This is a genomic window from Halorubrum salsamenti, assembly GCF_007671685.1.
GTDB lineage: Archaea > Halobacteriota > Halobacteria > Halobacteriales > Haloferacaceae > Halorubrum > Halorubrum salsamenti.
The window spans coordinates 446175-470673 of record NZ_VCNL01000003.1 but is presented as its reverse complement, the minus strand read 5'-3'; the positions used below and the strand labels follow the sequence as shown (position 1 = coordinate 470673).

The window sequence follows — 24499 nt, the reverse complement described above, 5'->3', positions numbered from 1 at the left end:
CGTGGACGGGACCGACGCGGCGCTGAAGTGCGTCATCCTCGCGAACGTGCTCTCGTTCGGCGCGGCCGACGACCCGGGCGACGCCCGGGAGTTCACGCTCGACGACGCCGACGTCGAGGGGATCCGCGACGTGCCCGGTTCCGCGCTCCGGCTCGCCGCCGAGGACGGTCGAACAGTCCGGCTCATCGGCGAGGCGACGGGCGACACGGTCCGAGTCGCGCCCCGGCTCGTCCCCGAGAACGGAACGCTCGCCGTCTCCGGGACGCAGAACATCGTCCAGATCGAGACCTCGCACGCCGGTCGGCTCAACATCTCCGGGCGCGGGGCGGGCGGTCCCGAAACCGCCAGCGCGGTGCTCGGGGACGTGGGTCGGCTGGAGTAAGCCGTTACGACCGCGAACCGCGTCACCGCGAACCGGGACGTGAATCCGGTCGTGTGTCGATCTCCCGTGCCCCGCGTTGTCGAGAATCGCCCGACGGCGCCGCGATAGTCTGTGGGCCGTATCGAAACCGTTTTAGTGGAATCAACCGAAACTTACTCACAGAGCGCCTTAGCGCGTGATTACCCCATGAGTGACAAACCGCACCAGAACCTGGCCATTATCGGCCACGTCGACCACGGCAAGAGTACGCTCGTGGGTCGCCTCCTCTTCGAGACGGGGAGCGTCCCCGAGCACGTAATCGAGCAGCACCGCGAGGAAGCCGAAGAGAAGGGCAAGGGCGGCTTCGAGTTCGCCTACGTGATGGACAACCTCGCCGAGGAGCGCGAGCGTGGCGTCACGATCGACATCGCCCACCAGGAGTTCGACACGGACAACTACTACTTCACCATCGTCGACTGCCCGGGCCACCGTGACTTCGTGAAGAACATGATCACGGGCGCCTCGCAGGCCGACAACGCGGTGCTCGTCGTCGCGGCCGACGACGGCGTCGCGCCTCAGACCCGAGAGCACGTGTTCCTGGCCCGCACGCTGGGTATCAACGAGCTCATCATCGGCGTCAACAAGATGGACCTCGTCGACTACAGCGAGGACTCCTACAAGGAGGTCATCAGCGAGGTCGAGGACCTGCTCAACCAGGTCCGCTTCGCGACGGACGACACGACGTTCGTGCCCATCTCGGCGTTCGAGGGCGACAACGTCGCCGAGCCGTCCGAGAACACCGACTGGTACGACGGCCCCACCCTGCTGGAGTCGCTCAACGACCTGCCGGAGTCCGAGCCGCCGACGGACGCGCCGCTCCGACTCCCCATCCAGGACGTCTACACCATCTCCGGTATCGGGACTGTCCCCGTGGGACGCGTCGAGACCGGGATCCTCAACACCGGCGACAACGTCTCCTTCCAGCCGTCCGACGTGGGCGGCGAAGTGAAGACGGTCGAGATGCACCACGAGGAAGTGCCCAAGGCCGAGCCCGGCGACAACGTCGGGTTCAACGTCCGCGGCATCGGCAAGGACGACATCCGTCGCGGCGACGTCTGTGGTCCCGCCGACGACCCGCCGAGCGTCGCCGAGACGTTCAAGGCGCAGGTCGTCGTCATGCAGCACCCCAGCGTCATCACGGCCGGGTACACGCCCGTCTTCCACGCCCACACGGCGCAGGTCGCCTGTACGATCGAGTCCATCGATCAGAAGATCGACCCGTCGTCCGGTGAGGTCGCCGAGGAGAACCCGGACTTCATCAAGTCCGGCGACGCCGCGGTCGTCACCGTGCGCCCGCAAAAGCCGCTCAGCATCGAGCCGTCCGGCGAGATCCCGGAACTCGGCAGCTTCGCCATCCGCGACATGGGTCAGACCATCGCGGCCGGCAAGGTGCTCGAAGTCAACGAGCGATAATCGATGCAGCAGGCACGCGTCCGCCTCGCCGGCACGAGCCCCGAGGACCTCGACGACATCTGCGACGACGTCCGCGAGATCGCGGACTCGACGGGGGTCGCCCTGTCGGGCCCGATCCCGCTGCCGACGAAGACGCTCGAGATCCCGTCGCGCAAGTCCCCGGACGGTGAGGGGACGGCGACGTGGGAGCACTGGGAGATGCGCGTCCACAAGCGTCTGATCGACATCGACGCCGATGAACGCGCGCTCCGCCAGCTCATGCGCGTCCAAGTGCCGAACGACGTCAGCATCGAGATCGTTCTCGAAGACTAAGCGCTAGGGCGTCCGTTCACACGCTCTCTTCGTTTTCTTTCACACTCGCTAGCGGTGCTGCCGTTCGGCGTTCAGGCCGCACCACGCCCGCGCTCACCGTACGTCGAGCAGTCCCGCGCGTCCGGCGACGAGCCCGCAGAACGCCCCGGTCGCGTGGGCGATCAGCGCGACCCCGGGCGCTGCGGTCGTCGCGGTGAGGACGACGGCGGCCAGCCCGAGCAGCGCGAGCTGCGCCCGGGCGGGGAGCCGTAGCCGGTCGAACAGCGTCGTGCTCACGACGTTGCCCGCGAGGAGGTAGCCGCCGAGCGCGAAGACGGCGCCGCTCAGTCCTAACACGGCCGCTGGGGGACCGAGCAGCCCACTGACCGTCACCTGTGCGATCCCGGCGAGCGCGCCGGTACCGACCACGAACGCGTGGAACCGGGGGCGGGTGGTTCGGCGTTCGACGAGCGGACCGACGAGGAGGAGCGCGAGCGCGTTCGCCAGCAGGTGGCCGACCGATCCGTGTGCGTACACGCTGGTGACGACGGTCCACGGAGCGACGGCGAGCGGCGTCGATAGCGCGAAGATTCCCGCGAGGCCGACGACGCTCAACGCGAGCTGCGCGGCTCCGACGAGGAGGGCGACCGCGAGGGTTTCGAGCGTGGCGCGCATCGCCCGGTCGTTTGCGCCGGAGCGAGTTAAACGCGATCGGAGCCGTCAGATCACGTCGTCCGGCTCGTGGTTACGCGCCATCCGTTCGGCTTCGGCCGCGTACCGTTCGCGGTCGGTCGGGTCGTCGACCGCGCCGACGTTCTCGGGCTCGGCGTCGACGGCGGCGGTCGTGTCTCGCACGTCGGTAAAGGAGGTGAGCGCTCGTTCCTTCCGGAAGTAGCGCTCGCCGTCCGGGGTGGCGTACGTGAGGATCACCATGTTCTGTTCGTCGTCGGAGTAGGTGCGCTCGACGAGCCACATCCGGACGCGCTCGGCGTCGAACTCGGCCTCGGTCATGTGTTGTCTTTCGAATTCTACACACAAACGGATTCCGACGATTGTCGGTCGATGAGGGGAGTCGTCGGCGTCGGCGTCCATCGCCGCCGGCGGACCGTCGCGGTCGACGAGACACACTCGAAGCGGTCGGCCCGCGCGAGGACCGCCGCTTCGCTCGCCGTCTCGGTTTCGGGGAGGGACATACGCGGCCGCACGGTCGGACATCGTAAGTGCGTTGTGTCGGGTGACCGCGTTCTGTCGAATGGGTGCGTCGTGTCGGCGGTGTCAGGCCTCGACGGAGCGATACGGACCGTCAACCTTTTGTTCTTTAGGCTGGCCTAAATCAACGTATGTGCGCTGAACGTCTCCTCGAACGCCGCCGAACGGCGGCGGACCGATGACCGACGGCCGCGTTCGATGTCGGATCCGGGGCCACCTCTCGCGCGAGCGGCTCACGGTCGTCGGGACGCTCGCCGTTCTCGCCGTCGGCGTCGCCGTCGTGGTCCGAACCCTCGACACTGACGCGGTCGTCGCGGCGGCCATGGCGGCGGACCCGGCGCTTCTCGGCGCCGCCCTCGTCGTCTACGTCCTCTCGTGGCCGGTCCGCGGCCGCCGGTACGCCGACGTGCTCGCGGCGATGGGTCGGCGCTGTCGGGTCGGGTTCCTCACCGCGGCGGTGTTCACGAGCCAAACCGCGAACCTCGCGATCCCGGCGCGGGCCGGCGACGGGGTTCGCGCGTACCTGCTCAAGGAGCGACGGGACGTGTCGTACCCGACGGGGATCGCCTCGCTCGCGGTCGAGCGCGCGTTCGACCTCGTGGCGATCGGCGTCCTCGGAGGCGTCGCGCTCGGGGTCCTGCTCCTGACGGGCCGGTCGCCCGGATCGGGCGAGTCGGTCGGCGCCGTCGCGCCGTCGACCGCCCTCGCGGCCGCGGCCGGTATCGCCGTCGTCGCCGGGATCCTCTCGGTCGCGGCCGTCGCGGTCGCCCGGAGCGATCGGCGGTTCGCTCCCGCGCTCCGTGCCCCGGTCGCGCGGCCGCGCCTCTCGCGGGCCGTCGACGCGATCGTCCGATTCGGTTCGTCCGTTCGGGTCGTCGCCGCCGACCCCCGACGCCTCGGTGCGGTGTTCCTCTGGAGCGCCGTCGTCTGGGCGCTCGACGTCCTCACGGCCGTCCTCGTGCTCGCCGCGCTCACGGGCGGGATCGGGGGGATCGTCCCGACGCCGACGCTGCTCGTCGTCGGGACGCTCGCGGTCAGCGTCGGCAACCTCGCGAAGGTGCTCCCGCTCTCGCAGGGCGGGATCGGGCTGTACGAGGCGGCGTTCACCGGTCTCGTCGTGAGCGCGACGGGACTACCCGTCGAGACGGCGCTCGCGGCGGCGATCCTCGACCACGCGCTGAAGAACGCGGTCACGCTCGCCGGCGGCGGAGCCGCGGCGCTCGCGCTCGGCCTCTCGCCGACGGCCGGTCCCACGGGGGACGGCGAGTCGGCCCCTTCGGTACAGGCCGACGGTGGGAACGTCGCCGTGGAGTCCGACGGTGGGAGCGCCGCCGGGGACACGGCGCCGGACGCCGGCGGAGAGCGGGAGTAGCCGTCTTCTACACCGCCAGGTTTTTAGGCCAGCCTAAAAAAATCGGAGTATGGACGAATGCTGCTCAGGCGCCGCGAGCGGGGACATCTGCGTGATCGTCCCCACGATTCGGGAGTACGAATGTCTCCGCGAGTACGTCGCGAACGCTAGGGAACACGGGTTCGACGTCTCCCGGCTGCACTTCGTGCTCGTCACCGAGGACTTCTGTGACGTCGAGGAGATGCGCGTCATGCTCGACGACCTCGACGTCTCGGGCGACGTGTTCGACGGGAGCCGCCGCGAGGAGTGGTACGAGGCCAACGGCGTCGCGGAGTACGATCACGTCGTCCCGGCGGCGAGCCACGCCGAGACGAGCTTCGGCCTCCTCTACATGTGGGCCGACGACTCCTTCGAGTACGGCCTGTTCATCGACGACGACACGCTCCCGCACGACGACGTGGACTACTTCGGGCGCCACATGGAGAACCTCGCGTTCGAGGGCGAGATCGAATCGGTCAGCTCCGACGAGAACTGGGTGAACGTCCTCTATCAGAACGCCGACGAACACGGACTCTACCCGCGGGGGTACCCGTACTCGGCGATGGACGAGACGGTCGAGACCGACGCGGTCGACGTCGAGTCCGGCGAGGTCGTCGCCTCGCAGGGGCTGTGGACGAACGTGCCCGACCTCGACGCGGTCCGGATCCTGATGGACGGCGACCTGGAGGGACAGGCGCAGACGCGGACGACCGCCGGCGACTTCGGGAGCGACTTCGTCGCCGCGCGCGGCAACTACCTCACCGTCTGCTCGATGAACCTCGCGTTCCGGCGCGAGGTGATCCCGGCGTTCTACCAGCTCCCGATGGACGACAACGAGTGGGACGTGGGCCGGTTCGACGACATCTGGTCGGGCGTCTTCTTAAAGCGCGCCTGCGACGTGCTCGGCAAGCGGATCTACAACGGGGGCCCGCTGTGCGAGCACAACAAGGCCGCCCGCTCGACGTTCGACGACCTCCACAACGAGGTCGCCGGGCTGGAGCTCAACGAGCACCTCTGGGAGCTGGTTGATGACGCCGGCGTCGACGCCGACGACTACGCCGCCGTGTACGACGCGATGGCCGACCGGCTCGCTGACGGCGAGTTCGACGAGTACCGGAACGGCGCCTTCTTCACGCACGTCGGCGAACACATGCGCGACTGGCTCGACTGCCTCGCCGCGCTCCGCCGGACGCCGGCGGTCGCGGACGACTGAACCGACACCACTAAAAGTATTTAGGTTAGCCTAAAACACATGACCGACTACCTACCAGACGACGTGGACCGTCGGCGGTTCCTCGCGGCCACGGGCGCGCTCGGCGCCGCGGGGATCGCCGGTTGTATGGGAGAAAGCAACGACGGCGAGGGCGGTGACGGTGACGACGGCGGCGACGCCGAGTCGTCGATCGGACAGATAGGCTCCGGACGCGCGGGGCGCGGGCTCCCCGGCGGGACGCCGATCGCCGAGATGCCCGACTTGGAGGGCGAGCTCACGGTGTACTCCGGCCGCGGCGAGTTCCTCGTCGGCGAGCTCGTCGAGTACATCGAGGACCAGTACGACGACTTCGACCTGACGGTCCGGTACAACAGCTCCACCGATCACGTGAACGCGATCGTCAACGAGGGAGAGGGGTCGCCGGCCGACGTGTTCTACTCGGTCAACGCGGGCTCACTCGGCGCGCTGGCCGACGCGGGACGGACGCAGGCGCTCTCCTCGGAGGTCACCGACATGGTCCGATCGGAGTTCCGCACCGAGCAGTGGATCGGCACGTCGGGACGTGCGCGCACTGTCCCGTACAACACCGAGGAGTTCTCCGAGGAGGACCTCCCCGACGACATCATGGCGTACCCGGAGGAGTTCGACGGCAGTCTCGGTTGGGCGCCCTCCTACGGCTCCTGTCAGGCGTTCGTCACCGCGATGCGGCTCATCGAGGGCGAGGAGGCCACCCGCGAGTGGCTTGAGGCCGTCGTCGAGTCGGGTATCACCCCGTACAACGACGAGTTCGCCGCCTGTCAGGGGATCGCTGACGGGGAGATCGACGCGGCGTTCACGAACCACTACTACATCCAGCGCGTCCTCGACGGCAACCCCGACGCGTCGATCGGCACGGCCTTCACCAGCGGCGACGCGGGTGCGGTGTTCAACGTCGCCGGCGCCGCGGTCGTGGACACGGCGAGCGACGCGACGCTCGCGGAGAACTTCGTCCGCCACCTGCTGTCGGCCGAGGCGCAGGACTACTTCGCCCGGTCGACGTTCGAATACCCGCTCATCCCCGATGTCGAGCCGGTCGGCGACCTGCCGACGATCGACGAGCTCGACGTCCCCGACATCGACCTGGCAGAGCTGTCCGACCTCGAAACGACCATCGACCTCATGCGCGACGCCGGCGTCGAGGTCTAGGTCCCTCCCGCACCGACTTCCGTGTCGTCCCGTCCCGACTCCTTCAGCCTGCGCCGGTTCGCACTCCGACTCGCCAGCCGCGGCCGCGCCCGGCTCGCCGGCGCGGACCGCCTCACGCTCGCGGCCGCCGTCGTCGCCGTCGGGTTCGGGGCCCTCGTCTTCGCGGTCGCGGCGACCGTCTTCGCGTACCACTCCGCCAACCACGACGAGGGGGTGTACCTCATGCAGGCCTCGATGCTGCTCTCCGGGCAGTTGGAGCTGCACGCGGGCGCGCTCGCAGACGCCTTCCACCCGTGGTTCTTCGTCGAGGACGGCGGGCGGCTCTACCCGAAGTACAGTCCCGTCCCCGCCGCGATGTACGCGGTCTCGATGGCGCTTTTCGGTGAGCCGCGGATCACGCTCGCCGCGATCGCCGCCGGCAACGCGGCGCTCGTGTACCTGCTCGGTGCGTCGGTCTTCGGTCGCCGAGTCGGCCTCGCGGCCGCGGTCCTGTTCGCGGCGTCGCCGATGGCGGTCGCCACCTCCGCGGTCTTCCTCCCGTACGCGCCAACGACGTTCCTCAACCTCTGTTTCGCGGTCGCCTACCTCTGGAGCGTTCGAGACGGGTCGCTGCCGGCGGCCGGCGTCGCCGGGCTCGCGATCGGGGTGGCGTTCTTCGCGCGGCCGTACACCGCGGTGCTCTTCGCGGCGCCGTTCATCCTCCACGCACTGGTCCGAGTCGGTGCCGCGCTCCGGAACGCGGGTCTGCGCCCGCTTCCGGGCCCCGTCCGCCGCCACGGGCTCACGGCGCTGTTCGGGACGCTGTTCGTCGGGGTTACCCTCGCGTACAATCTCCGGATGACCGGCTCGCCGCTGACGTTCCCGTACGCGGCGTTCGCGCCGATGGACGGGCCCGGCTTCGGCGAGCGCCGGCTCCTCGGCCACTCGGCCGACTACACCCCGGGGCTCGCGGTGCGCTCGAACGGCTACGCGCTGTGGTTCCTCCTGACGCGCTGGGTCGCGGCCGGTCCGCTCGGGTCCGCCCTCGCGCTCGCCGGCGGTGCGCTGGCGGTTCGCCGGTGGCGACGCGGGGCGCGCGCGGTCGGCGGGGTCGGTGGTGTGGAGGATGCGGACGCTCCCGGCGACCGCCGGTTCGAGCGCACCGCCGGGCTCCTCGTCGGCGGCGTCGCGGTCTCCGTCGTCGTCGGGAACCTGTTCTTCTGGGGGACCCACAACGCGCTCGGGACCCTCTCGGACCCGACCGACGGGTTCGTCTCGCAGTTCGGACCGTTCTACCACTTCGACCTGCTCGTCCCGCTGTCGGTGTTCGGCGGGATCGCGGTCGGCGCTGCGTGGCGGGCGCTCCCGGCGGTCCGCCGGCGACTCGAAGCCGCGATCTCGCCGCGTTCCGCCCGGGCGGTCGTCGCGGTCGGGGTCGCCCTCGCGTTAGTCACCGCGGGCGTCGCGGGCGCCGCGGCCGTCTCGACGCCGATCGAGCGCAGCGCGCCCCTCGCCGACAAGTACGAGGCGGCCTACGAGCCGATCGAGTCGACCGACTTCGACGACGACCTCGTGTTCGTTCCGACGCCGTACGGCGAGTGGCACAACCACCCGTTCCAGTCGCTCCGGAACGACCCCGGACTCGACGGCGAGGTGGTGTACGCGCTCGACCGCGACCCGGTCGAGGACTTCGCGGTGATCGACGCGTACCCCGACCGCGACCTCCGCCGGTACGCGTATCAGGGGGAGTGGACGCCGGACCCGACCCGCCACGTGGCCCCGAAGCTCGAACCGCTCGACGTCCGGGAGGGCGCGCGGGTCGAGGCGACGACGACCGTCGGGGTCCCCGAGCGCGTCGAGACCGCGCGGGTTCGGGTGGAGACCGTGCGCGGCGCTGACGGGGTGAGCCCGGGCGACGACGACTTCGCGCGCTACGTCGTGACCGATCCCGAGGGGTCGCTCTCGGTCGACTGGTCGATCGGCCCCGAGGGCGCGCGGCTGGCCGGCGCGCCGAACGCGACCGTCCCGATCGACCCCGAGGGCGACGAGGCGATCGTGACGGTGACGCTCGTCGATCCGACCGGTTCGACGTTCACCTACCGGCAGGAGGCGACGGCTCGGGTCGATGGGGATGTCGAAGGTGACGGCGTCGAGGTCGTCTGGCCCCCGGAGCGCTCGGTGTGCCGGCTGGTTACCGAGTGCGGCACCGAGGGGACGTACCTCCCCGAGAACCCGGACGCCCACGCCGAGTGGGTGGTGTTCGAGACGGACGCTGAAGGCGTCGAAGACCGGTGAGCGTTGGCGGTTGTTTATAAGCAGTTGAACGTGGATCCGCGGTGAACACCTCCAAAGCCCCAGCCGCGAGGACTCGCGCACCTCTGGCAGCCGGCGCGTAGCGCCGGCGACTGCCCCTTTGAGTCCCACCCGTCCGCACCGCACAGCCTCACGCCTCCCCAGCCTCGTCGCTGGCGGCGTTAGCCGCCAGCGACTCCCTCGCACCGGCGGTTCGCGGCCTATCGGCCGCTCACCGGGGCGCGCCACCGCCTCGTTTATTTATAAATAGTCGGCGCCGGCAGTCCGTGGTACTGTAAAAAACCCTCTCGCCTCTGAGGCCCCGTTCAGCCCTCAGAACCGTCGGAGCCGCTCTTCGAGGCAGACGGTCACGATCGACTTCGCGATGGCGGCACCCCCTTCGATCGGGTCGAGCTTCGTCTCGCCCAGTCGCTCGGCGTACTCGATCGGCTCCTCGCGCACGTCGTAGCCGCGCATCAGGGGACGGATCAGCAGCTCTGCGGAGAGCCCGGTGTTCTCGGTCCATCCGACGTCCTGCACGACCTCGCGGCGGTACGCGCGCATCCCGGTCGTGGTGTCGTGAACGCGCTCGCCCATCAGGAGGGACGCGAGCGCCGCGAACGCCTTGTTTCCGAACCGGTTGAACGCCGGCATGGACTTCGCGCCGTGGTAGAGCCGGTCGCCGCTGACCACGTCGGCGCCGTCGTTGACCGCCTCGAGGAAGTCGGGGAGCCGGTCCATCGGATAAGTGTCGTCGCAGTCGGTCGTGACGACGACCGGGCGGTCGGGCGTCAGGACGGCCTCCCGAACGGCGACGCCGTACCCCTGCGGCTCCTGCTCGATCACGGTCGCGCCGCGCTCGCGGGCGATCTCCGGAGTCCGGTCCGAGGAGCCGTCGACGCAGACGACCTCGGCGCGCCCGTCCGTGACGCGCTCGATGTCGTCGAGGACGGTCCCGATCGCCTCCTCCTCGTTGTACGTCCCCATGACGACGCTCAGGTCGTCGAAGGTGTAGTGTTCTCCGTCGCGCTCGCCGTCGACGTGGTCGCCGTCGACGGTTGTCGCGTCGCCGTCGGTCGCTGTCGATGCGCCGTTCCTCGTCTCGTCGACCTCCTCGGCCGATCCGTTCGCGGTGAGTGACCCGGTCATTACCTCGAACAGACCGCTCCACACACTTGAGTTTTTAGGTTTGCCTAAAATAGAGTCAGAGCCGGCGCTCGACGTCGTCGGCGACGCGCAGCGCGAGCGCGGCGATCGTCAGCGTGGGGTTCATCGCGCCGCCCGTGGGGAAGACGCTGCTGGAGGCGATCCAGCAGTTGTCGAGGTCGTGGGTCCGGCAGTCGGCGTCGACCACGCCCGCGGCGGGATCTGCGCTCATCCGGGTCGTCCCCATGTGGTGGTAGGCGGGGCCGGTCGCGTCGGGGCCGGCGACCCACTCGATATCGGCGCCGAGTTCCTCCAGCACCTCCCGCTGGATCTCGTTGGCGCGCTCGATCGTTCGGAGCGCCCGATCGCCGACGTTCCAGTGGACCTCGGGGACGGGATTGCCGCGGTCGTCGGTGCGCTCGTCGTCGAGAGTCACGTAGCTGTCCGATCGCGGGAGCTGTTCGACCAGCCCGCCCATCGCCACGTGGGTGCCGTAGCCGTCGCGGAGCCGATCCAGCAACTCGTCGCCCCAGTCGTCGCCGGTCAGCGCCTCCTCGACGGGTGAGGGGCCGGCGTAGTTGAAGAACTCCAGCTTGAACGGGCCGACCTCCTCGTCGGCCTCGTCGTAGAACTGGTCGCACGCGCTGGTGTAGAACCCGACGTGGTTCTGGCGGGTCGGCTCGTCGAGGGTGCCGCCGACGCCCGCGAACAAGTGGTCCATGAAGAACTTCCCGACCGTCCCGCTGGAGTTGGCGAGGCCGTCGGGGTACGCGTCCGATTCGGAGAGCAGCAGGAGCCGCGGCGTCTCCACGCCGCCGCAGGCGACGACGAAGGCGTCGGCGGTCTGCCGGTGTTCGGTCCCGTCGGGCGTCGCGTACACCGCGGCGGTGACGCGGTCGGCGTCGTGTTCGAGCCGCTGGACGGGTGCGCGGTCGATGACGGCCGCTCCCTTTCCCTCCGCGCGCTCGACGTGGACCGTCGCGTCGTACTTCGCCCCGGCCGGACAGACGGGCTGGCAGGTGCCGTAGCCGACGCAGGCGGACCGGCCGTCGTACGGCTCGGAGTTGCGCGCGTTCGGCACCGAGTGCATGTCGATCCCGAGCTCCTCGCACGCCTCGGCGAACAGCGAGTCGCTGTAGGAGGGCTCGAACGCCGGCATCGGGTGCGGCTCCTCGCGCGGCGGCGCGTAGGGATTGTCCGACGCGCCCGCGACGCCGAGTTCGCGCTCGGCCTCGGCGTAGTACGGCCGGAGGTCGGCGTAGTCGATCGGCCAGTCCGGGCCCACTCCGCGCTCGGTCCCGGACGCGAAGTCGTCCTCGTGGAGCCGCATCACCATCCCCTGCCAGTGGAGGGTCGACCCTCCGACCCCCTTGACGCGGGCGTGGTTCAGCGGGTAGAACCACTCGCCGGAGTTCGCGTGGGCGTCGCGCTCGCCGCCAACGTCCCACACGTCGGGGCGGTCGTAGCTCGGGCGGATCGATCGCTCCTGTCGCGCGAGCCGGTCTACGGGATCGAACCGGGGTCCGGCGTCGAGGACGGCTACCTCGTAATCACTGGCAAGCCGGTCCGCGACGAGCGCGCCCGCGGGACCGGCGCCCACCACGCAGACGTCCGCGTTCGGGACGGGGGACCGGTCGACATCGCGGACCGCGTCCCCCGCGCTCATCGCGGCCCCCGCTGGTAGCTCTCGGCCCCGCCGGGGTGTCCCTGCGGGTTCTCCAGTCCGACCAGTTCGCCGCCGGTCGGCGAGGCGTACAGCGCGAGCAGGAGCTCGTTGACGACGTAGTAGCGCACCCGCTCTGCAAGCGTCCCGTCCGGGTCCTCCTCCGCTGTGTCGGCGCCAATCTCTCGGAGGAATCTATCGCGGTCGCTCTCGGGGAGGTCCGCGACCGGCGAGCCGTGCCACGAGCGGGCCGCGTCGTCGAGCTCATCGACCGCCGAGCGAAGCCCGTCGGCGTGCGTCGACCCGTCGAGCCGCCCGTCGAGGAAGCGGTCGACGAACGCCTCGACGCCGTCGACCTCGCTCGGGTAAATGACCGCCGCAACCGCGGCCATCGACGTGCGGACCGACTCCTCGTTGGGGGGCACGTCGCCCCCTCCTTCGCCGTCGGCCGCGCCGCCGGCGTTGTCCGGATCGTCGCCCGCGCGTCGAGCCGTGAGGGCGACCCCACCGGTCGCGCCGACGGCGGCCAGCGCGGCCGCCGCGTCGCGCCGCGTCAGTTCCATGCTCGATTTAGGTCTCCCTAAACTATTATATCCGTCGGACCCGATCGACGACCGGATCGGAACTGCTAACGGTCGGTGCCACCTCCCTCCGAAACGTACCTCGCCTCTCGGACCATGAGCTTGACACGCCGGATCCGCGATTTCCTGACCGACGGCGACGACCGCCTTCCGCTCGGGTTGACCCTGCTGTCCGCGGCCATCGCCGCGACGATGGTGTTCCCGCTCGCGTGGCTGGTGATCGAGGCCGTCACCGTCGAGCGAGCGCGGGCGATGGAGCTGCTCTTTAGCGCCGCGACCGCCGATATCTTGGCAAACAGCCTCCTGCTTATGGGCGGCGTAACGGCCTTCTCGATCCTGCTCGGCGTTCCGTTGGCGTACCTCACGGCTCGGACCGACCTTCCATTCCGCCGGTTCTGGTCGATCGTCGCCGCCCTCCCGCTGGTCGTGCCGAGCTACGTCGGCGCGTTCGCGTTCGTCTCCGCCTTCGGTCCACAGGGGGAGTTCCACGACGTGCTCTCGCCGCTGGGGATCGAACGGTTTCCGGACGTGTACGGGCTCCCGGGTGCGATCCTCGTGATCACGCTGTACACGTACCCGTACGTCTACCTGACCACCCGCGCCGCGCTCCTCTCATTCGACACGACGCTGATCGAGGCGGCCCGGACGCTGAATCACGGTCGACTCGAGGCGTTCCGGCGGGTGACGCTCCCCGTCATCCGGCCGGCGATAGCCGCCGGATCGCTGCTGGCGGCGCTGTACGCGGTCTCCGACTTCGGCACGCCGTCGATCATGCGTCTCCCGGTGTTCACCCGGCAGATCTACGTCGAGTACAACGCGTTCGGTCGCGACTACGCCGCGCTGCTCTCCCTCCAACTGCTCGCGGTCGTGCTCGTCGTGCTCGCGCTGGAGTGGCTGGTCCGGTCGAACCGGGACGCGCCGGGGGACGACGCGGGCACCACCGACCGCCTCGTCAGCCTCGGTCGGTGGCGGTGGCCGGCCACGCTCCTGCCCGCGTCAGTGGCGGGAGTCTCGCTCGTCGTCCCGCTCTGGATCCTGCTTCTGTGGCTCCTCCGATCCGAGGTGGGTCGGCGCCCCTCGATGGCGTTCGAACCGATTCAGGTGGTCAACTCGGTGTCGGTCGCCGCGGCGGCAGCGGTCGCCGCCGCGCTGGCGGCGATCCCCGTCGCGTACTTCGCCGCGAACCACGACACCCCGCTGTCAACGCTGTTCGAGCGGTCGACCTACGTCGGCTTCGCCGTCCCCGGCATCGTGTTGGCGCTCGCGTTGGTTTATTTCGGCTCGAGCTATCTCCCGTGGCTCTACCAGACGCTCCCCCTGCTGGTGTTCGCGTACGTCGTCCGATTCCTGCCGCAGGTCGTCGGCTCGACGCGGACCGCGATTCTCGGGGTCGACCCCAAGCTCGTCGAGGCCGGTCGGACCCTCGGCGAGTCATCGATGGGAGCGTTCCGACGCGTGACGTTCCCGCTCACTCGGTCGGGAATCGTCGCCGGCGCCGCCCTCGTCTTCCTCACGACGATGAAGGAACTCCCCGTCACGCTCATCCTCCGCCCCTCCGGCTTCGAGACGATTGTCACACAGATCTGGCGCGCCCAGGAGACGGCGCTGTACCAGTACGCCGTCGTTCCGACCCTCATCCTGCTCGTCATCTCCGGGCTCTCGATGGTCGTCATCCTCGCGCAGGAGGGCGGCAGAGAGGGGATCTGAGCGGGGAGCGGATCTGCGGGAGCGACGCGATCGCCGACGCGGATCGACCGACGCGTACTTACCGGCGTGACACGACTCGCGCGTATGCTCGATGACTCGTCCGTACTCGTCACCGGCGGCGCGGGGCTCGTCGGGAGCCACCTCGCCGCGCGGCTCCGCGACCGCGGCGCGACCGTCCGCGTGGCCGACGACCTCTCGAAGGGGGACCGCGAGCGCGTCCCCAGCGGCGTCGAGTTCGTCCGGGCCGACCTCACCGACCCCGACGACGTCGCAGAGGCGGTGACGGACGACCTCGACATCGTCTTCCACTTCGCCGCGTACACCGACACGAACTACGGCGACGACCGGGAGCTGTTCGAGGCCAACACGGCGATGACGTACAACGTCTTAGATCGGATGCACGAGGTCGGCGTCGACCGGCTCGCGTTCACCTCCTCCTCGACGGTGTACGGCGAGGCGCCCCGCCCGACGCCGGAGGATTACGGGCCCTTAGAACCCATCTCCATCTACGGCTCCTCGAAGCTCGCCGACGAGGCGCTGATCTCGACGCACGCCCACTCGTACGGCGTCCGGTCGTGGGTGTTCCGCTTCGCGAACATCGTCGGGCCCCACCAGCGCGGGAACGTGATCCCCGACTTCATCCAGAAGCTCGACGACGACCCGAGCGAACTCGAGATCCTCGGCGACGGGCGACAGGAGAAGTCGTACATGCACGTCTCCGAGTGCGTCGACGCCATCCAGCACGTCGTCGAGCACGCGGACGACGACCTGAACGTGTACAACCTCGGGACGCGGACCACCACGTCGGTCACGGACATCGCCGACATCGTCAGCGACGAGCTGGGCGTCGATCCCGAGTACGCGTACACCGGCGGCGACCGCGGCTGGACCGGCGACGTGCCCAAGATGCGCCTGTCGATCGAGCGGCTCGTCGACCTCGGCTGGGAGCCGTCGATCGAGAGCGACGCGGCAGTCCGGCGGAGCGCCAGCGAGCTGATCGACGAGATCGTCGAATAATAGACGCCGTTCGCCGGACAACGGGCGACGGCCGCCGGACGACCTGACACGCCTCGAAGAGCGGATATGGCGCTCCCAAATTTATAAGGGCGATCCGTGTTACTATTCTAACATATGATCCCAGAGAACATTCCACAACTAGATGTGACGATACCCGAAATAACCCAGGTCGCGTTCGTCGTCGAAGATCTGGACGATGGGATGAACCGATTTGCCGGCATCCTCGGCGTGGACCAGTGGGAGGTCTATCGATTCGAGCCGCCACGGCTGACAGACCGGACCTATCACGGCGAACCACACGACTATTCGATGGCCCTAGCAATCACGGACGTCGGCGGAACGATGCTCGAACTCATCGAACCCTTGGAGGGGGAGAGCATCTACACCGAACACCTGTCGGCTCACGGGGAAGGGCTCCATCACATCGGCTGTTTCGCCTTCGAGGACGACGAGGCAGTTATCGAACAATTCGAAGCGGCCGACATGGGCGTCATTCAGAGCGGGACGTTCGGCCCCGAAGATACGGACGACGGCGTCTCATTCTGGTATTTCGACACGGCGGACGAACTCAATGGAGTCATCTTCGAGACTGCGGCGAACCTCGATGCGATGCCCGATCCGGACCGCACGTATTCGGCCTGAGGCGCTCGCGGGAGGCGGAGCGGGAGCGACGCTCCCGCTTGCAGCCGGCGGCTACCGCTGCCGCCGCTTCGGGTCCGGTTCCAACGACGAACACCCGTGAACGCAGGCCCGGAGCGCATTCGCCTCTCGTCCCGTCACACCCCGTCGCCGCTTCGGAAGGGCCTTTTACGGCGACCGACGAACGAACGGTATGTTCAGGCAGTTCCGGTCGGAGGTGGCCGACGCGCTCGGCGACGCGCTCGACGCGTTGGACCTCCCGACCGACGACCTCGGCATCGAACGCCCGCCCGACGACATGGACGCGACGCTCGCCTCCAGCGTCGCCTTCCGGCTCGCGGGCGAGGTCGGCGACGCGCCCCCGAACGTGGCCGCGACGGTCGCGGACGCGGTCGCCGTCGACGGGTACGACTACTTGGCCGCGGTCGACACCGCCGGCCCGTACGTCAACTTCCACGCCGGCGAGCGCTACCTCGTCGACACGCTCGACGCGGCCGCTCCCGACGCGGGCTACGGGGCGCTCCCCGATCGGGACACCTCGGTCGTCGTCGAGCACACGAGCGCGAACCCGACCGGCCCGGTCCACGTCGGCCGCGCGCGCAACCCGATCGTCGGCGACGCGGTCGCGAACCTCATGGAGTACGCCGGCTACGACGTGGACCGTCACTACTACGTCAACGACGCGGGCCGACAGATGGCGGTGTTCACGTGGGCGTACGAGCGGTTCGACGAGTCAGACCTCGACGAGGAGCCCGCCCGCGACCGCGCCGAGTACGACCTCGTCCGCTACTACCGGAAGGGGAACGCGTACTTGGAAGAGGCCGACCCCGAGGCCGTCGAGACCGCGGAAGACGAAATCGCCGCGATCCTACAGGGCCTCGAAGCCGGCGACGAGGAGACGTACGAACGCGTCGGCGAGGTCGTCGACACCGTCCTCGGCGGGATGAAGGACTGTTTGGCGCGGCTCCCGGCCGAGTTCGACGAGTTCGTCAAGGAGACGCGGTTCATGCGCGACGGCTCGACCGACGAGATCGCCGCGCGGCTCAAGGAGACCGACCACGCCGTCTACGAGGAGGACGCGTGGCAGCTGGAGCTCGACGACTGGGGTATCGACAAGAACCTCGTCTTCCTCCGGTCCGACGACACAAGCCTCTACACCACCCGCGACCTGGCCCACCACGAGTGGAAGTTCGACAACTACGACCGCGCCGTCACCGTGCTCGGCGAGGACCACAAGCTGCAGGCCGACCAGCTCGACGCGACCCTCGAACTGCTCGGTAACGACACCGACCGGCTCGGCCACGTCATCTACTCGTACGTCAACCTCCCGGAGGGGAAGATGTCCACCCGGAAGGGGACCGGCGTGATGCTCGACGACCTGCTCGACGAGGCGATCGACCGCGCCCGCGAGGCGGTCGAGAGCCGGATGGACGACCGCATCCGCGACGACGACCTCACCGAGGAAGACGTCGAGCGCATCGCCCACCAGGTGGGGATCGGCGCGGTCCGGTACGACATCGTCTCGAAACAGCCCGCGAAGGCGATCACCTTCGAGTGGGACGACGCGCTCGACTTCGAGGGGCAGTCCGCCCCGTTCGTCCAGTACGTCCACGCGCGCTGTTGCGGAATCTTAGCCGAGGCGGCCGACGCCGGGGTCGAGGTGCCGGGCGTGACGGCGGACGGAGACGGGGTTGTCGACGTCGACTCCCTCGACGTCGACGCCGCGGCCTTCGAGACGGACGAGGCCCGCGACCTCCTCCGCGAGGTCGCCCGCTTCCCGGCCGCGATCGAGTCGGCGGCGGACGACTTGGAGCCGCACACGATCGCCACGTTCACCCGCGAGTTCGCCGACGCGTACAACGCCTTCTACCGGGAGTGTCCGGTCGTGACCGCCGAGAACGAGGAACTGCGGGCCGCCCGCGTCGCGCTCGTCGCGGCCGCGAAACACACGATGGCGAACGCGCTCGACGTGCTCGGGGTCGAGGCGCCCGAGTCGATGTAGGAGCGCGGCGATAATTCGTCTTTCCCCGGTTGGGGTGTTGTCGTCGGCGGAACGGTGAGTGTGCCTCCGTCCCCGTCGACTCATTTATAAACGGTCGCTGACGGATCAGCGGTGAACCGTTCCAAAGCCCCAGCCGCGAGGTGGGCGCACGCCACCGCAGTTGCTTATAAACACCTCTGCGATCGCCGGTCCGTGTGGCGCGGTACCGTCGCGCTGGCGGTGAGGTCAAAGCTTACTTACACGCACCTGCCGTATTTAGGGTAATGAGTAGCGACGCCCAAGAGGCGAGCGACGACCGGCGGAAGTACGAGTTCCGCAAGGTTATCGAGGAGCTCCGCGATTTCGAGGGCTCCGGCACGCAGCTCGTCACCATCTACATCCCCGAGGATCGGCAGATCTCCGACGTGGTCGCCCACGTCACCCAGGAACACAGCGAGGCGTCCAACATCAAGTCCAAGCAGACCCGGACGGCCGTCCAGGACGCGCTCACCTCGATCAAGGACCGCCTCCGCTACTACGACACCTTCCCGCCCGAGAACGGCATGGTGATCTTCTCGGGGGCGATCGACGCCGGCGGCGGCCAGACCGACATGGTCACTCGGACGCTGGAGTCGCCCCCGCAGCCCGTCGAGTCGTTCCGGTACCACTGCGACTCCGAGTTCCTCACCGAACCGCTCGAACACATGCTGGAGGACTCCGGGCTGTTCGGGCTCATCGTCCTCGACCGCCGCGAGGCCAACGTCGGCTGGCTGAAGGGCAAGCGGGTCGAGGCGGTCAAGTCCGCCTCCTCGCTCGTCCCCGGCAAACAGCGGAAAGGTGGTCAGTCGGCCCAGCGGTTCGCCCGCCTGCGGTTGGAGGCCATCGACAACTTCTACCAAGAGGTCGCGGGGATGGCAGACGACCTGTTCGTCGACAAGCGCCACGAGCTCGACGGCATCCTCGTCGGCGGTCCCTCCCCGACGAAAGACGAGTTCCTCGACGGCGACTACCTCCACCACGAGCTTCAAGACAAGGTGCTCGGCAAGTTCGACGTGGCGTACACCGACGAGTCCGGCCTGAAAGACCTCGTCGACAACGCCAGCGAGGCGCTCGCCGACCAGGAGATCGTCGAGGACAAACGCCACATGGAGGAGTTCTTCGAGAACCTCAACACCGGCGACGAGGCCACGTACGGCTTCGATCAGACCCGCCGGAACCTGATCATGGGCTCGGTCGACCGTCTGCTCATCTCCGAGGACCTCCGCTCCGACGTGGTCGTCTACGAGTGCCCGAACGGCCACGAGGAGTACGAGGTGGTCGACTCGCGACACTCAACCCCATCGCACGAATGTTCGGAGTGCGGCGAGGAGGCCGACGTCGACGAGCGCGAGGACGTGATCGAACACCTGATGGCGATCGCCGAACAGCGCGGCACCGACACCAAGTTCATCTCCACGGACTTCGAGAAGGGCGAACAGCTGCTCGACGCGTTCGGGGGAATCGCAGGCATTCTCCGCTACTCGACGGGCGTCTGATCGGACGCGTCGGAATCCGATCTCTCCGGTCTACTGCTCCGGTTCGACCGGCGTCGCCGCGATCTCCAGACACGCACATGCGTCCGTCTCAGGGTCGAAGCAGTCCGGACACTCCGGCTGCCGGTCGATGATCGTGTCGAGCCGCTCGGCGACGGTGTCGTCGATGACCGCCTCCAGTTCGCGGGCCTCGTCGCGGAACTCCTCGACCGCGAGCACGTTCGCGAGGAATCGCTCGATGATACAGTAGGTCTGGAGCGCGTCTCGCGCCCGCACGATCCCGTCGTCGGTGAGCTGGACTCCCTTGTACTTCTCGTGCTCGACCAGTCCGCGCTCCTCGAGCTTCCCGATCATCTCGTTAGCGCTCGCCGGGCTGACCCCGAGCGAATCGGCGATCGACCCGGTCGAGGCGGGACCGTCTTCCTGCTTCTGTACGACGTATATCGTCTTGAGGTACTGGTCTGCGGTGTTCACGGCTTCCCTCCGTCGGCGCTCGTCGTCGGTTCGATCCCCCGGTTCATCGTCGCTCCATGACCGCCGTCACTTCGCTGACTCCCTCGGCTTCGTCCTCGCGGATCGCGTGCAGCTCGTCGAGGAGCTCCTCGCGGTCGATCGAGAACTCGGCGTTCGACTCCTCAATTGCCTCAATGAGGTCGTCGTAGAACTTGTAGGCGGTCTCCTCGTTACACAGCTGGTCGTAGAGGATCCCGTCGAAGTCCTCCGGCTGGGTCCGCCCGTACCGCGCGTCCACGAGCGATTCGATCTCGTCGAAGGGAACGCTGTCGACGCCGAGCCCCTCGATGAGCGATTCGAGCCGCTGGCGGTGTTCGGCCGACTCCTCGGCGGCGTCCGCGAGCAGCGTCTCGATCTCCTCGTCGAGCTCGGCGTCGAGGCTCTGGTAGTGGTGGTGCGCCCGCGCTTCCACGACCTCCTCTAGCACGATCCCGATCTGCAACAACCGGGCGAGCTGGTCGTCCGAGGCGATCCGCTGGCTCACGCTCACGGCGACCACCCGTCACCGTTCGATACGACCGTTCGCATACACGTCATCTCAGACGTAGTCCGACTTAAGGAGTTCCCCTTCGATCGCCGTTCGATCGCGAGCGGCGCGGCTCTGGGGACGTTGCACGCCGAAAAACGGCAAACGGAAATCGATCTGCTCCGCGGCGTCCGCGATTACTGCAGGCGCTCGAAGACGAGTTCCTCGACGTCGTCGCGGAACTCGTCGACCGCGATCTCCTCTAACACGGGCACGAAGAAGCCCTCGACGAGCATGTTCCGCGCCGTGAGCGAGTCGATCGAACGGCTCTCGAGGTAGAACAGGTCCTCGGCGTCGACCTGTCCGACCGTCGCGGAGTGGGACGCCTCGGTGTCGTGGTTGTGGATGATAAGCTTCGGCGACGCGTCGGCCTCGGCGTCGTCCGACAGCATCAGCGTGTTCTCGCGCTGGTAGCTGGAGGTGTTCCACGCGTCGTTGCCGACGTCCTGAACCCCCTCGTAGACGGAGCGGGCCACGTCGTCGAGCACGCCGCGCGTGACGAGGTCCGCCGTCGTGTGCTCGGCCTGGTGCCAGACGCGGGCGTTGATGTCGAAGTGCTGGTCGTCCGTGCCGAAGAACGTCCCGACGATCTGGCTCTCGGCGCCGTCGCCGTTCAGCTCCGACTCGACGTCCGAGCGCGTCAGCTTCGACCCGAAGTTGCTCTCGATCCAGTCGACGGTGCCGTAGACGCCGACGTCGGCGCGCTTCAGCGAGTAGGTGTACGTGTCGTCGTCGAGGTTCTGGAGCGACCCGAACTGGACGCTCGCGTTCTCGCCCGCCGCGATCTCGACGAGGTTCGAGAAGTACCGGTCCTCGTCGACCTCGCTGTCGCCCGACTCGATCGATTCGAGGATCGTCACCGACGACGACTCCTCGGCGACGACGAGCGTCTGGCTGAACAGCGAGCGGGAGTTCATCTCCGCGCGCACCGTCACGTCCTCGACGTCGACGCCCTCGGGGACGTAGACGAACGTCCCGGTCGTGAACAGCGCGACCGACAGCGCGGTGAGGTAGTTGTGCTCGGGGTCGAGAACCGACCCGAAGTTCGCCTCGATGACCTCGCCGTACTCGTCGAACGCCTCGGTGAACGGGAGGACGACGACCTCGTCGTCGCCGACCGTCCGCTCCGTGGTGTCCGACTGGTTCACCGGATCGACCAGCGACTCGAAGTCGAGCGCCTCGAGGTCGGTCCAGCGTCGTCCGGGCGTCTGGATAACGTCCGGCAACTCGGCCGTCTCTAACGCCGAAAGCGCGTTCAGACGGGTCTCCAAGAGCCACTCGGGCTCGTCGCGTTCGTCGGCGATGCGTCGTACCGTGTCCTCTGAGAGGCTCTCGATTGCTTGCGTGCTCATGTTATCCGAGCGAGCCCTCCATCTCCAGCTCGACGAGCCGGTTCAGCTCGACGGCGTACTCGATGGGCAGCTCCTCCGTGATGGGCTCGATGAAGCCCGAAACGATCATCTGCTTGGCGTCGTCGTCGTCGAGGCCGCGGGACTGCAGGTAGAAGATGTCCTCGTCGCCGATCTTCCCGACGGTCGCTTCGTGGGCGACGTCGACCTTCGACTCGTTGATCTCCATGTACGGCATGGTGTCGGAGGTCGACTCGTTGTCGAACATCAGCGCGTCGCACTCGACGGCGGTCGAGGAGTTCTCGGCGCCGTCGGCGATGTGGATGAGTCCGCGGTAGTTCGTGCGGCCGCCGTCCTTCGAGATCGACTTCGACTCGACGGTCGATTTGGTCTCGGGCGCGTTGTGGTACACCTTCGCACCGGTGTCGATGTTCTGCCCCTCGCCCGCGAACGCGATGGTAATGTGGTTGTCGGAGGCGCCGCGCCCCTTCAGGATCGTCGAGGGGTACAGCATCGTCGCCTTCGACCCCATCGATCCGGATATCCACTCCATGCGCCCGCCCTTCTCGGCGATGGCGCGCTTGGTGTTCAGGTTGTAGGTGTTCTTCGACCAGTTCTGCACCGTGGAGTACTGGACGTGAGCGTCCTCGCCGACGAACACTTCCACGCCGCCGGAGTGGAGGTTAAAGGCCGAGTACTTCGGCGCGGAACAGCCCTCGATGTAGTGGACCTCGGAGTTCTCCTCGGCGATGATGAGCGTGTGCTCGAACTGGCCCATCCCCTCGGAGTTCATCCGGAAGTACGCCTGTACCGGCATGTCGACGGTGGTGTTCTCCGGCACGTAGACGAACGAACCGCCGGACCAGATGGCGCCGTGAAGCGCGGCGAACTTGTTGTCGCTCGGGGGAACGCACTTCGTCATGAAGTGCTCGCGGACGATCTCCTCGTGCTCCTGGACGGCTTCGTCCATGTTACAGAAGATGACGCCCTTCTCCTCCCACCGCTCCTGCATGTTCTGGTAGACGACCTCCGACTCGTACTGAGCGCCGACGCCGGAGAGCGCGTTCTTCTCGGCCTCCGGGATGCCCAGCTTGTCGAAGGTGTCTTTGATCTCGTCCGGGAGTTCGGTCCAGTCGTCGACGCCGGCGCGGACGTCGACGTCCGGCCGAATGTACGGGATGATCTCGTCGACGTCGACCTCGCTCAGGTCCGGCTGGCCGGGCCAGTCGGTCGGCATCGGCATCTCCTGGAACTGCTCGAGCGCGCGCAGGCGCCGCTCCAGCATCCACTCCGGTTCGTCCTTGTCCTCCGAGATGACGCGGACCGTCTCCTCGGTGAGACCCTTCTCGGTCTGGAAGGCGGATTTCTCCTCCTTCTTGAACTCGAAGCGGGCCTCCGTGTCTGTCTCCTTCAGTTCGTCCTGTTGTGAGCTCATAGTATAGTGTTACGTTGTGCCGGGTTTACGTGTATCGCGTGACTGGATTTGGTTACGCGGCTTCGAACGCGTCCTCGCGGACCCAGTCGTACCCCTTGTCCTCGAGCTTCTCGGCGAGCTCCGCGCCGCCGCTTTTGACGACTTCGCCGTCGAGCATCACGTGGACGTGGTCGGGCTCGACGTAGTCGAGGATCCGCTGGTAGTGCGTGATCTGGAGGACGCCCGTGCCCTGCTCGTCGCGGAGCGCGTTGATCCCCTTCGAGACGTCCTGCAGCCGGTCGATGTCCAGCCCGGAGTCGATCTCGTCGAGCACCGCGACCGCGGGCTCGAGCATCGCCGCCTGCAGCACCTCGTTCTGCTTCTTCTCGCCGCCGGAGAACCCGGCGTTGAGGTACCGCTGCATGAACTTCTCGTCCATGTCGAGCAGCTCCATCTTCTCCGAGAGGATCTCCTGGAACTCGGCGACGCCGATCTCGCCGTCGTCCGCGGGACCCTCCATCGGGGAGGTCTCGTAGCCCTCGTTCTCGTCGTCGTCGTCGGCCTCTGCCGACTCTTCGTCTTCGTCCTCGAACAGCTCCTCGCGCTCGTCCGCCTTGGCGTTGAGCGCCTGTCGGAGGAAGTTCGTCATGGTGACACCCTCGATCTCCGCCGGGTACTGGAACCCGAGGAAGATGCCGAGCGCCGCGCGCTCGTTGGGTTCGAGCTCCAGCAGCTTCCAGTGGTAATCCTCGTCGTCGAGCTCGGCGTCGATGTCGGCGACGTCCTCCTCGTCGAGATGCAGGAGAATCTCGCCGCCGGTGACCTCGTACGCGGGGTGGCCGGCGATGACCTTCGCGAGCGTCGACTTCCCGGAGCCGTTCGGGCCCATCAGTGCGTGGATGTCCCCGGACTCGACGGTCAGGTCGACCCCCCGAAGAATGCGTTCGCCGTCCTCTTCCGCCACTCGTGCGTGAAGATCGTTGATTTCGAGAGTTGCCATATGTATTCTCGTGCCTCGTGTCCGTACAGTGGTGACTT

Annotated in this window: 22 protein-coding genes and 1 pseudogene; 13 read left to right on the top strand and 10 right to left on the bottom strand. The window is 68.0% G+C overall.

The genetic code is table 11. The features are described 5' to 3' along the window. The 3 genes and pseudogenes from FGL94_RS11300 to rpsJ all read left to right on the top strand — a co-directional run. Nucleotides 1-382: pseudogene (locus FGL94_RS11300) on the top strand (homoserine dehydrogenase); the annotation flags it as partial. Between the two features lie 186 nt (nt 383-568). Then, the gene (tuf, locus tag FGL94_RS11295) at nt 569-1834 is read left to right on the top strand and encodes a translation elongation factor EF-1 subunit alpha (protein WP_144924991.1); all 1266 of its coding nucleotides are present in this window, start codon (nt 569-571) and stop codon (nt 1832-1834) included. A 3-nt stretch (nt 1835-1837) separates the two neighbouring features. Next, nucleotides 1838-2146 carry a 30S ribosomal protein S10 gene (gene rpsJ / locus FGL94_RS11290; RefSeq protein ID WP_004048854.1) on the top strand — a complete coding sequence of 103 codons (309 nt, stop codon included), beginning with the start codon at nt 1838-1840 and terminating at the stop codon, nt 2144-2146. A gap of 93 nt (nt 2147-2239) precedes the next feature. Here rpsJ and FGL94_RS11285 read toward each other — a convergent pair whose 3' ends face one another. Then, a complete protein-coding gene (locus tag FGL94_RS11285) occupies nt 2240-2800 on the bottom strand; it encodes a rhomboid family intramembrane serine protease (protein ID WP_144924988.1) in 561 nt (186 codons plus the stop codon). A gap of 45 nt (nt 2801-2845) precedes the next feature. Beyond that, complete coding sequence (locus FGL94_RS11280; protein WP_144924985.1) at nt 2846-3136, bottom strand: hypothetical protein; 291 nt, start codon at nt 3134-3136, stop codon at nt 2846-2848. A 51-nt stretch (nt 3137-3187) separates the two neighbouring features. Between FGL94_RS11280 and FGL94_RS11275 the strand changes: the two genes are divergently transcribed. The 5 genes from FGL94_RS11275 to FGL94_RS11255 are packed head-to-tail and all read left to right on the top strand — an operon-like array spanning nt 3188 to nt 9396. Then, entirely contained in the window at nt 3188-3457 is a 270-nt protein-coding gene (locus FGL94_RS11275; protein ID WP_144924982.1) for a hypothetical protein, read from the top strand. A 55-nt stretch (nt 3458-3512) separates the two neighbouring features. After that, the gene (locus FGL94_RS11270; RefSeq protein ID WP_144924979.1) at nt 3513-4706 is read left to right on the top strand and encodes a lysylphosphatidylglycerol synthase transmembrane domain-containing protein; all 1194 of its coding nucleotides are present in this window, start codon (nt 3513-3515) and stop codon (nt 4704-4706) included. Between the two features lie 49 nt (nt 4707-4755). Continuing rightward, on the top strand, nt 4756-5937 hold the full coding sequence (locus tag FGL94_RS11265) for an alpha-1 4-glucan-protein synthase (protein ID WP_144924976.1): 1182 nt from the start codon (nt 4756-4758) through the stop codon (nt 5935-5937). Nucleotides 5938-5976: 39 nt separating this feature from the next. Further along, complete coding sequence (locus FGL94_RS11260) at nt 5977-7122, top strand: extracellular solute-binding protein (RefSeq protein WP_144924974.1); 1146 nt, start codon at nt 5977-5979, stop codon at nt 7120-7122. Nucleotides 7123-7143: 21 nt separating this feature from the next. After that, complete coding sequence (locus FGL94_RS11255) at nt 7144-9396, top strand: DUF7846 domain-containing protein (protein WP_144924972.1); 2253 nt, start codon at nt 7144-7146, stop codon at nt 9394-9396. 330 nt (nt 9397-9726) lie between these two features. On the opposite strand, the gene FGL94_RS11250 is transcribed toward FGL94_RS11255, so the two are convergent. From FGL94_RS11250 to FGL94_RS11240, 3 genes are all read right to left on the bottom strand, one after another. Continuing rightward, nucleotides 9727-10380 (bottom strand): dolichyl-phosphate hexose transferase, encoded by a 654-nt coding sequence (locus FGL94_RS11250; protein WP_241659162.1) that lies wholly within the window; start codon nt 10378-10380, stop codon nt 9727-9729. Nucleotides 10381-10597: 217 nt separating this feature from the next. Then, nucleotides 10598-12205 carry a GMC family oxidoreductase gene (locus tag FGL94_RS11245; protein WP_144924966.1) on the bottom strand — a complete coding sequence of 536 codons (1608 nt, stop codon included), beginning with the start codon at nt 12203-12205 and terminating at the stop codon, nt 10598-10600. Beyond that, the gene (locus FGL94_RS11240) at nt 12202-12765 is read right to left on the bottom strand and encodes a gluconate 2-dehydrogenase subunit 3 family protein (protein ID WP_144924963.1); all 564 of its coding nucleotides are present in this window, start codon (nt 12763-12765) and stop codon (nt 12202-12204) included. Before FGL94_RS11240 ends, FGL94_RS11245 begins: the two co-directional genes overlap by 4 nt. A gap of 114 nt (nt 12766-12879) precedes the next feature. Between FGL94_RS11240 and FGL94_RS11235 the strand changes: the two genes are divergently transcribed. The 5 genes from FGL94_RS11235 to prf1 all read left to right on the top strand — a co-directional run bounded on the left by FGL94_RS11235 (nt 12880) and on the right by prf1 (nt 19662). Further along, complete coding sequence (locus FGL94_RS11235; RefSeq protein WP_144924960.1) at nt 12880-14490, top strand: ABC transporter permease; 1611 nt, start codon at nt 12880-12882, stop codon at nt 14488-14490. A gap of 84 nt (nt 14491-14574) precedes the next feature. Then, nucleotides 14575-15507 carry an NAD-dependent epimerase/dehydratase family protein gene (locus FGL94_RS11230; protein WP_144924957.1) on the top strand — a complete coding sequence of 311 codons (933 nt, stop codon included), beginning with the start codon at nt 14575-14577 and terminating at the stop codon, nt 15505-15507. A 114-nt stretch (nt 15508-15621) separates the two neighbouring features. Beyond that, complete coding sequence (locus FGL94_RS11225) at nt 15622-16149, top strand: VOC family protein (RefSeq protein ID WP_144924954.1); 528 nt, start codon at nt 15622-15624, stop codon at nt 16147-16149. 190 nt (nt 16150-16339) lie between these two features. Then, nucleotides 16340-18148, top strand: a complete 1809-nt coding sequence (argS, locus tag FGL94_RS11220; protein WP_144924951.1) for an arginine--tRNA ligase — start codon at nt 16340-16342, stop codon at nt 18146-18148. A gap of 263 nt (nt 18149-18411) precedes the next feature. Next, nucleotides 18412-19662, top strand: a complete 1251-nt coding sequence (gene prf1, locus FGL94_RS11215; protein ID WP_144924948.1) for a peptide chain release factor aRF-1 — start codon at nt 18412-18414, stop codon at nt 19660-19662. Between the two features lie 30 nt (nt 19663-19692). Here the strand turns inward: prf1 and FGL94_RS11210 are convergent, their stop codons facing one another. From FGL94_RS11210 to FGL94_RS11190, 5 genes are all read right to left on the bottom strand, one after another. Beyond that, nucleotides 19693-20133, bottom strand: a complete 441-nt coding sequence (locus tag FGL94_RS11210; protein ID WP_144924945.1) for a metal-dependent transcriptional regulator — start codon at nt 20131-20133, stop codon at nt 19693-19695. 43 nt (nt 20134-20176) lie between these two features. Further along, on the bottom strand, nt 20177-20662 hold the full coding sequence (locus FGL94_RS11205) for a ferritin-like domain-containing protein (RefSeq protein ID WP_144924942.1): 486 nt from the start codon (nt 20660-20662) through the stop codon (nt 20177-20179). A gap of 173 nt (nt 20663-20835) precedes the next feature. Beyond that, nucleotides 20836-22050: a Fe-S cluster assembly protein SufD gene (sufD, locus tag FGL94_RS11200; protein ID WP_144924939.1), complete on the bottom strand. Its 1215-nt coding sequence runs from the start codon at nt 22048-22050 to the stop codon at nt 20836-20838. Between the two features lies 1 nt (nt 22051). Next, a complete protein-coding gene (gene sufB / locus FGL94_RS11195; protein ID WP_144924936.1) occupies nt 22052-23482 on the bottom strand; it encodes a Fe-S cluster assembly protein SufB in 1431 nt (476 codons plus the stop codon). 52 nt (nt 23483-23534) lie between these two features. Then, nucleotides 23535-24461 carry an ABC transporter ATP-binding protein gene (locus tag FGL94_RS11190; protein WP_144924933.1) on the bottom strand — a complete coding sequence of 309 codons (927 nt, stop codon included), beginning with the start codon at nt 24459-24461 and terminating at the stop codon, nt 23535-23537. Nucleotides 24462-24499 lie beyond the last annotated feature (38 nt).

Coding starts and splice junctions, on each gene's coding strand:
- tuf (WP_144924991.1), top strand. CDS start 569: ATGAGTGACAAACCGCACCAGAACCTGGCCATTATCGGCCACGTCGAC.
- rpsJ (WP_004048854.1), top strand. CDS start 1,838: ATGCAGCAGGCACGCGTCCGCCTCGCCGGCACGAGCCCCGAGGACCTC.
- FGL94_RS11285 (WP_144924988.1), bottom strand. CDS start 2,800: ATGCGCGCCACGCTCGAAACCCTCGCGGTCGCCCTCCTCGTCGGAGCC.
- FGL94_RS11280 (WP_144924985.1), bottom strand. CDS start 3,136: ATGACCGAGGCCGAGTTCGACGCCGAGCGCGTCCGGATGTGGCTCGTC.
- FGL94_RS11275 (WP_144924982.1), top strand. CDS start 3,188: ATGAGGGGAGTCGTCGGCGTCGGCGTCCATCGCCGCCGGCGGACCGTC.
- FGL94_RS11270 (WP_144924979.1), top strand. CDS start 3,513: ATGACCGACGGCCGCGTTCGATGTCGGATCCGGGGCCACCTCTCGCGC.
- FGL94_RS11265 (WP_144924976.1), top strand. CDS start 4,756: ATGGACGAATGCTGCTCAGGCGCCGCGAGCGGGGACATCTGCGTGATC.
- FGL94_RS11260 (WP_144924974.1), top strand. CDS start 5,977: ATGACCGACTACCTACCAGACGACGTGGACCGTCGGCGGTTCCTCGCG.
- FGL94_RS11250 (WP_241659162.1), bottom strand. CDS start 10,380: ATGGGGACGTACAACGAGGAGGAGGCGATCGGGACCGTCCTCGACGAC.
- FGL94_RS11245 (WP_144924966.1), bottom strand. CDS start 12,205: ATGAGCGCGGGGGACGCGGTCCGCGATGTCGACCGGTCCCCCGTCCCG.
- FGL94_RS11240 (WP_144924963.1), bottom strand. CDS start 12,765: ATGGAACTGACGCGGCGCGACGCGGCGGCCGCGCTGGCCGCCGTCGGC.
- FGL94_RS11235 (WP_144924960.1), top strand. CDS start 12,880: ATGAGCTTGACACGCCGGATCCGCGATTTCCTGACCGACGGCGACGAC.
- FGL94_RS11230 (WP_144924957.1), top strand. CDS start 14,575: ATGCTCGATGACTCGTCCGTACTCGTCACCGGCGGCGCGGGGCTCGTC.
- FGL94_RS11225 (WP_144924954.1), top strand. CDS start 15,622: ATGATCCCAGAGAACATTCCACAACTAGATGTGACGATACCCGAAATA.
- argS (WP_144924951.1), top strand. CDS start 16,340: ATGTTCAGGCAGTTCCGGTCGGAGGTGGCCGACGCGCTCGGCGACGCG.
- prf1 (WP_144924948.1), top strand. CDS start 18,412: ATGAGTAGCGACGCCCAAGAGGCGAGCGACGACCGGCGGAAGTACGAG.
- sufD (WP_144924939.1), bottom strand. CDS start 22,050: ATGAGCACGCAAGCAATCGAGAGCCTCTCAGAGGACACGGTACGACGC.
- sufB (WP_144924936.1), bottom strand. CDS start 23,482: ATGAGCTCACAACAGGACGAACTGAAGGAGACAGACACGGAGGCCCGC.
- FGL94_RS11190 (WP_144924933.1), bottom strand. CDS start 24,461: ATGGCAACTCTCGAAATCAACGATCTTCACGCACGAGTGGCGGAAGAG.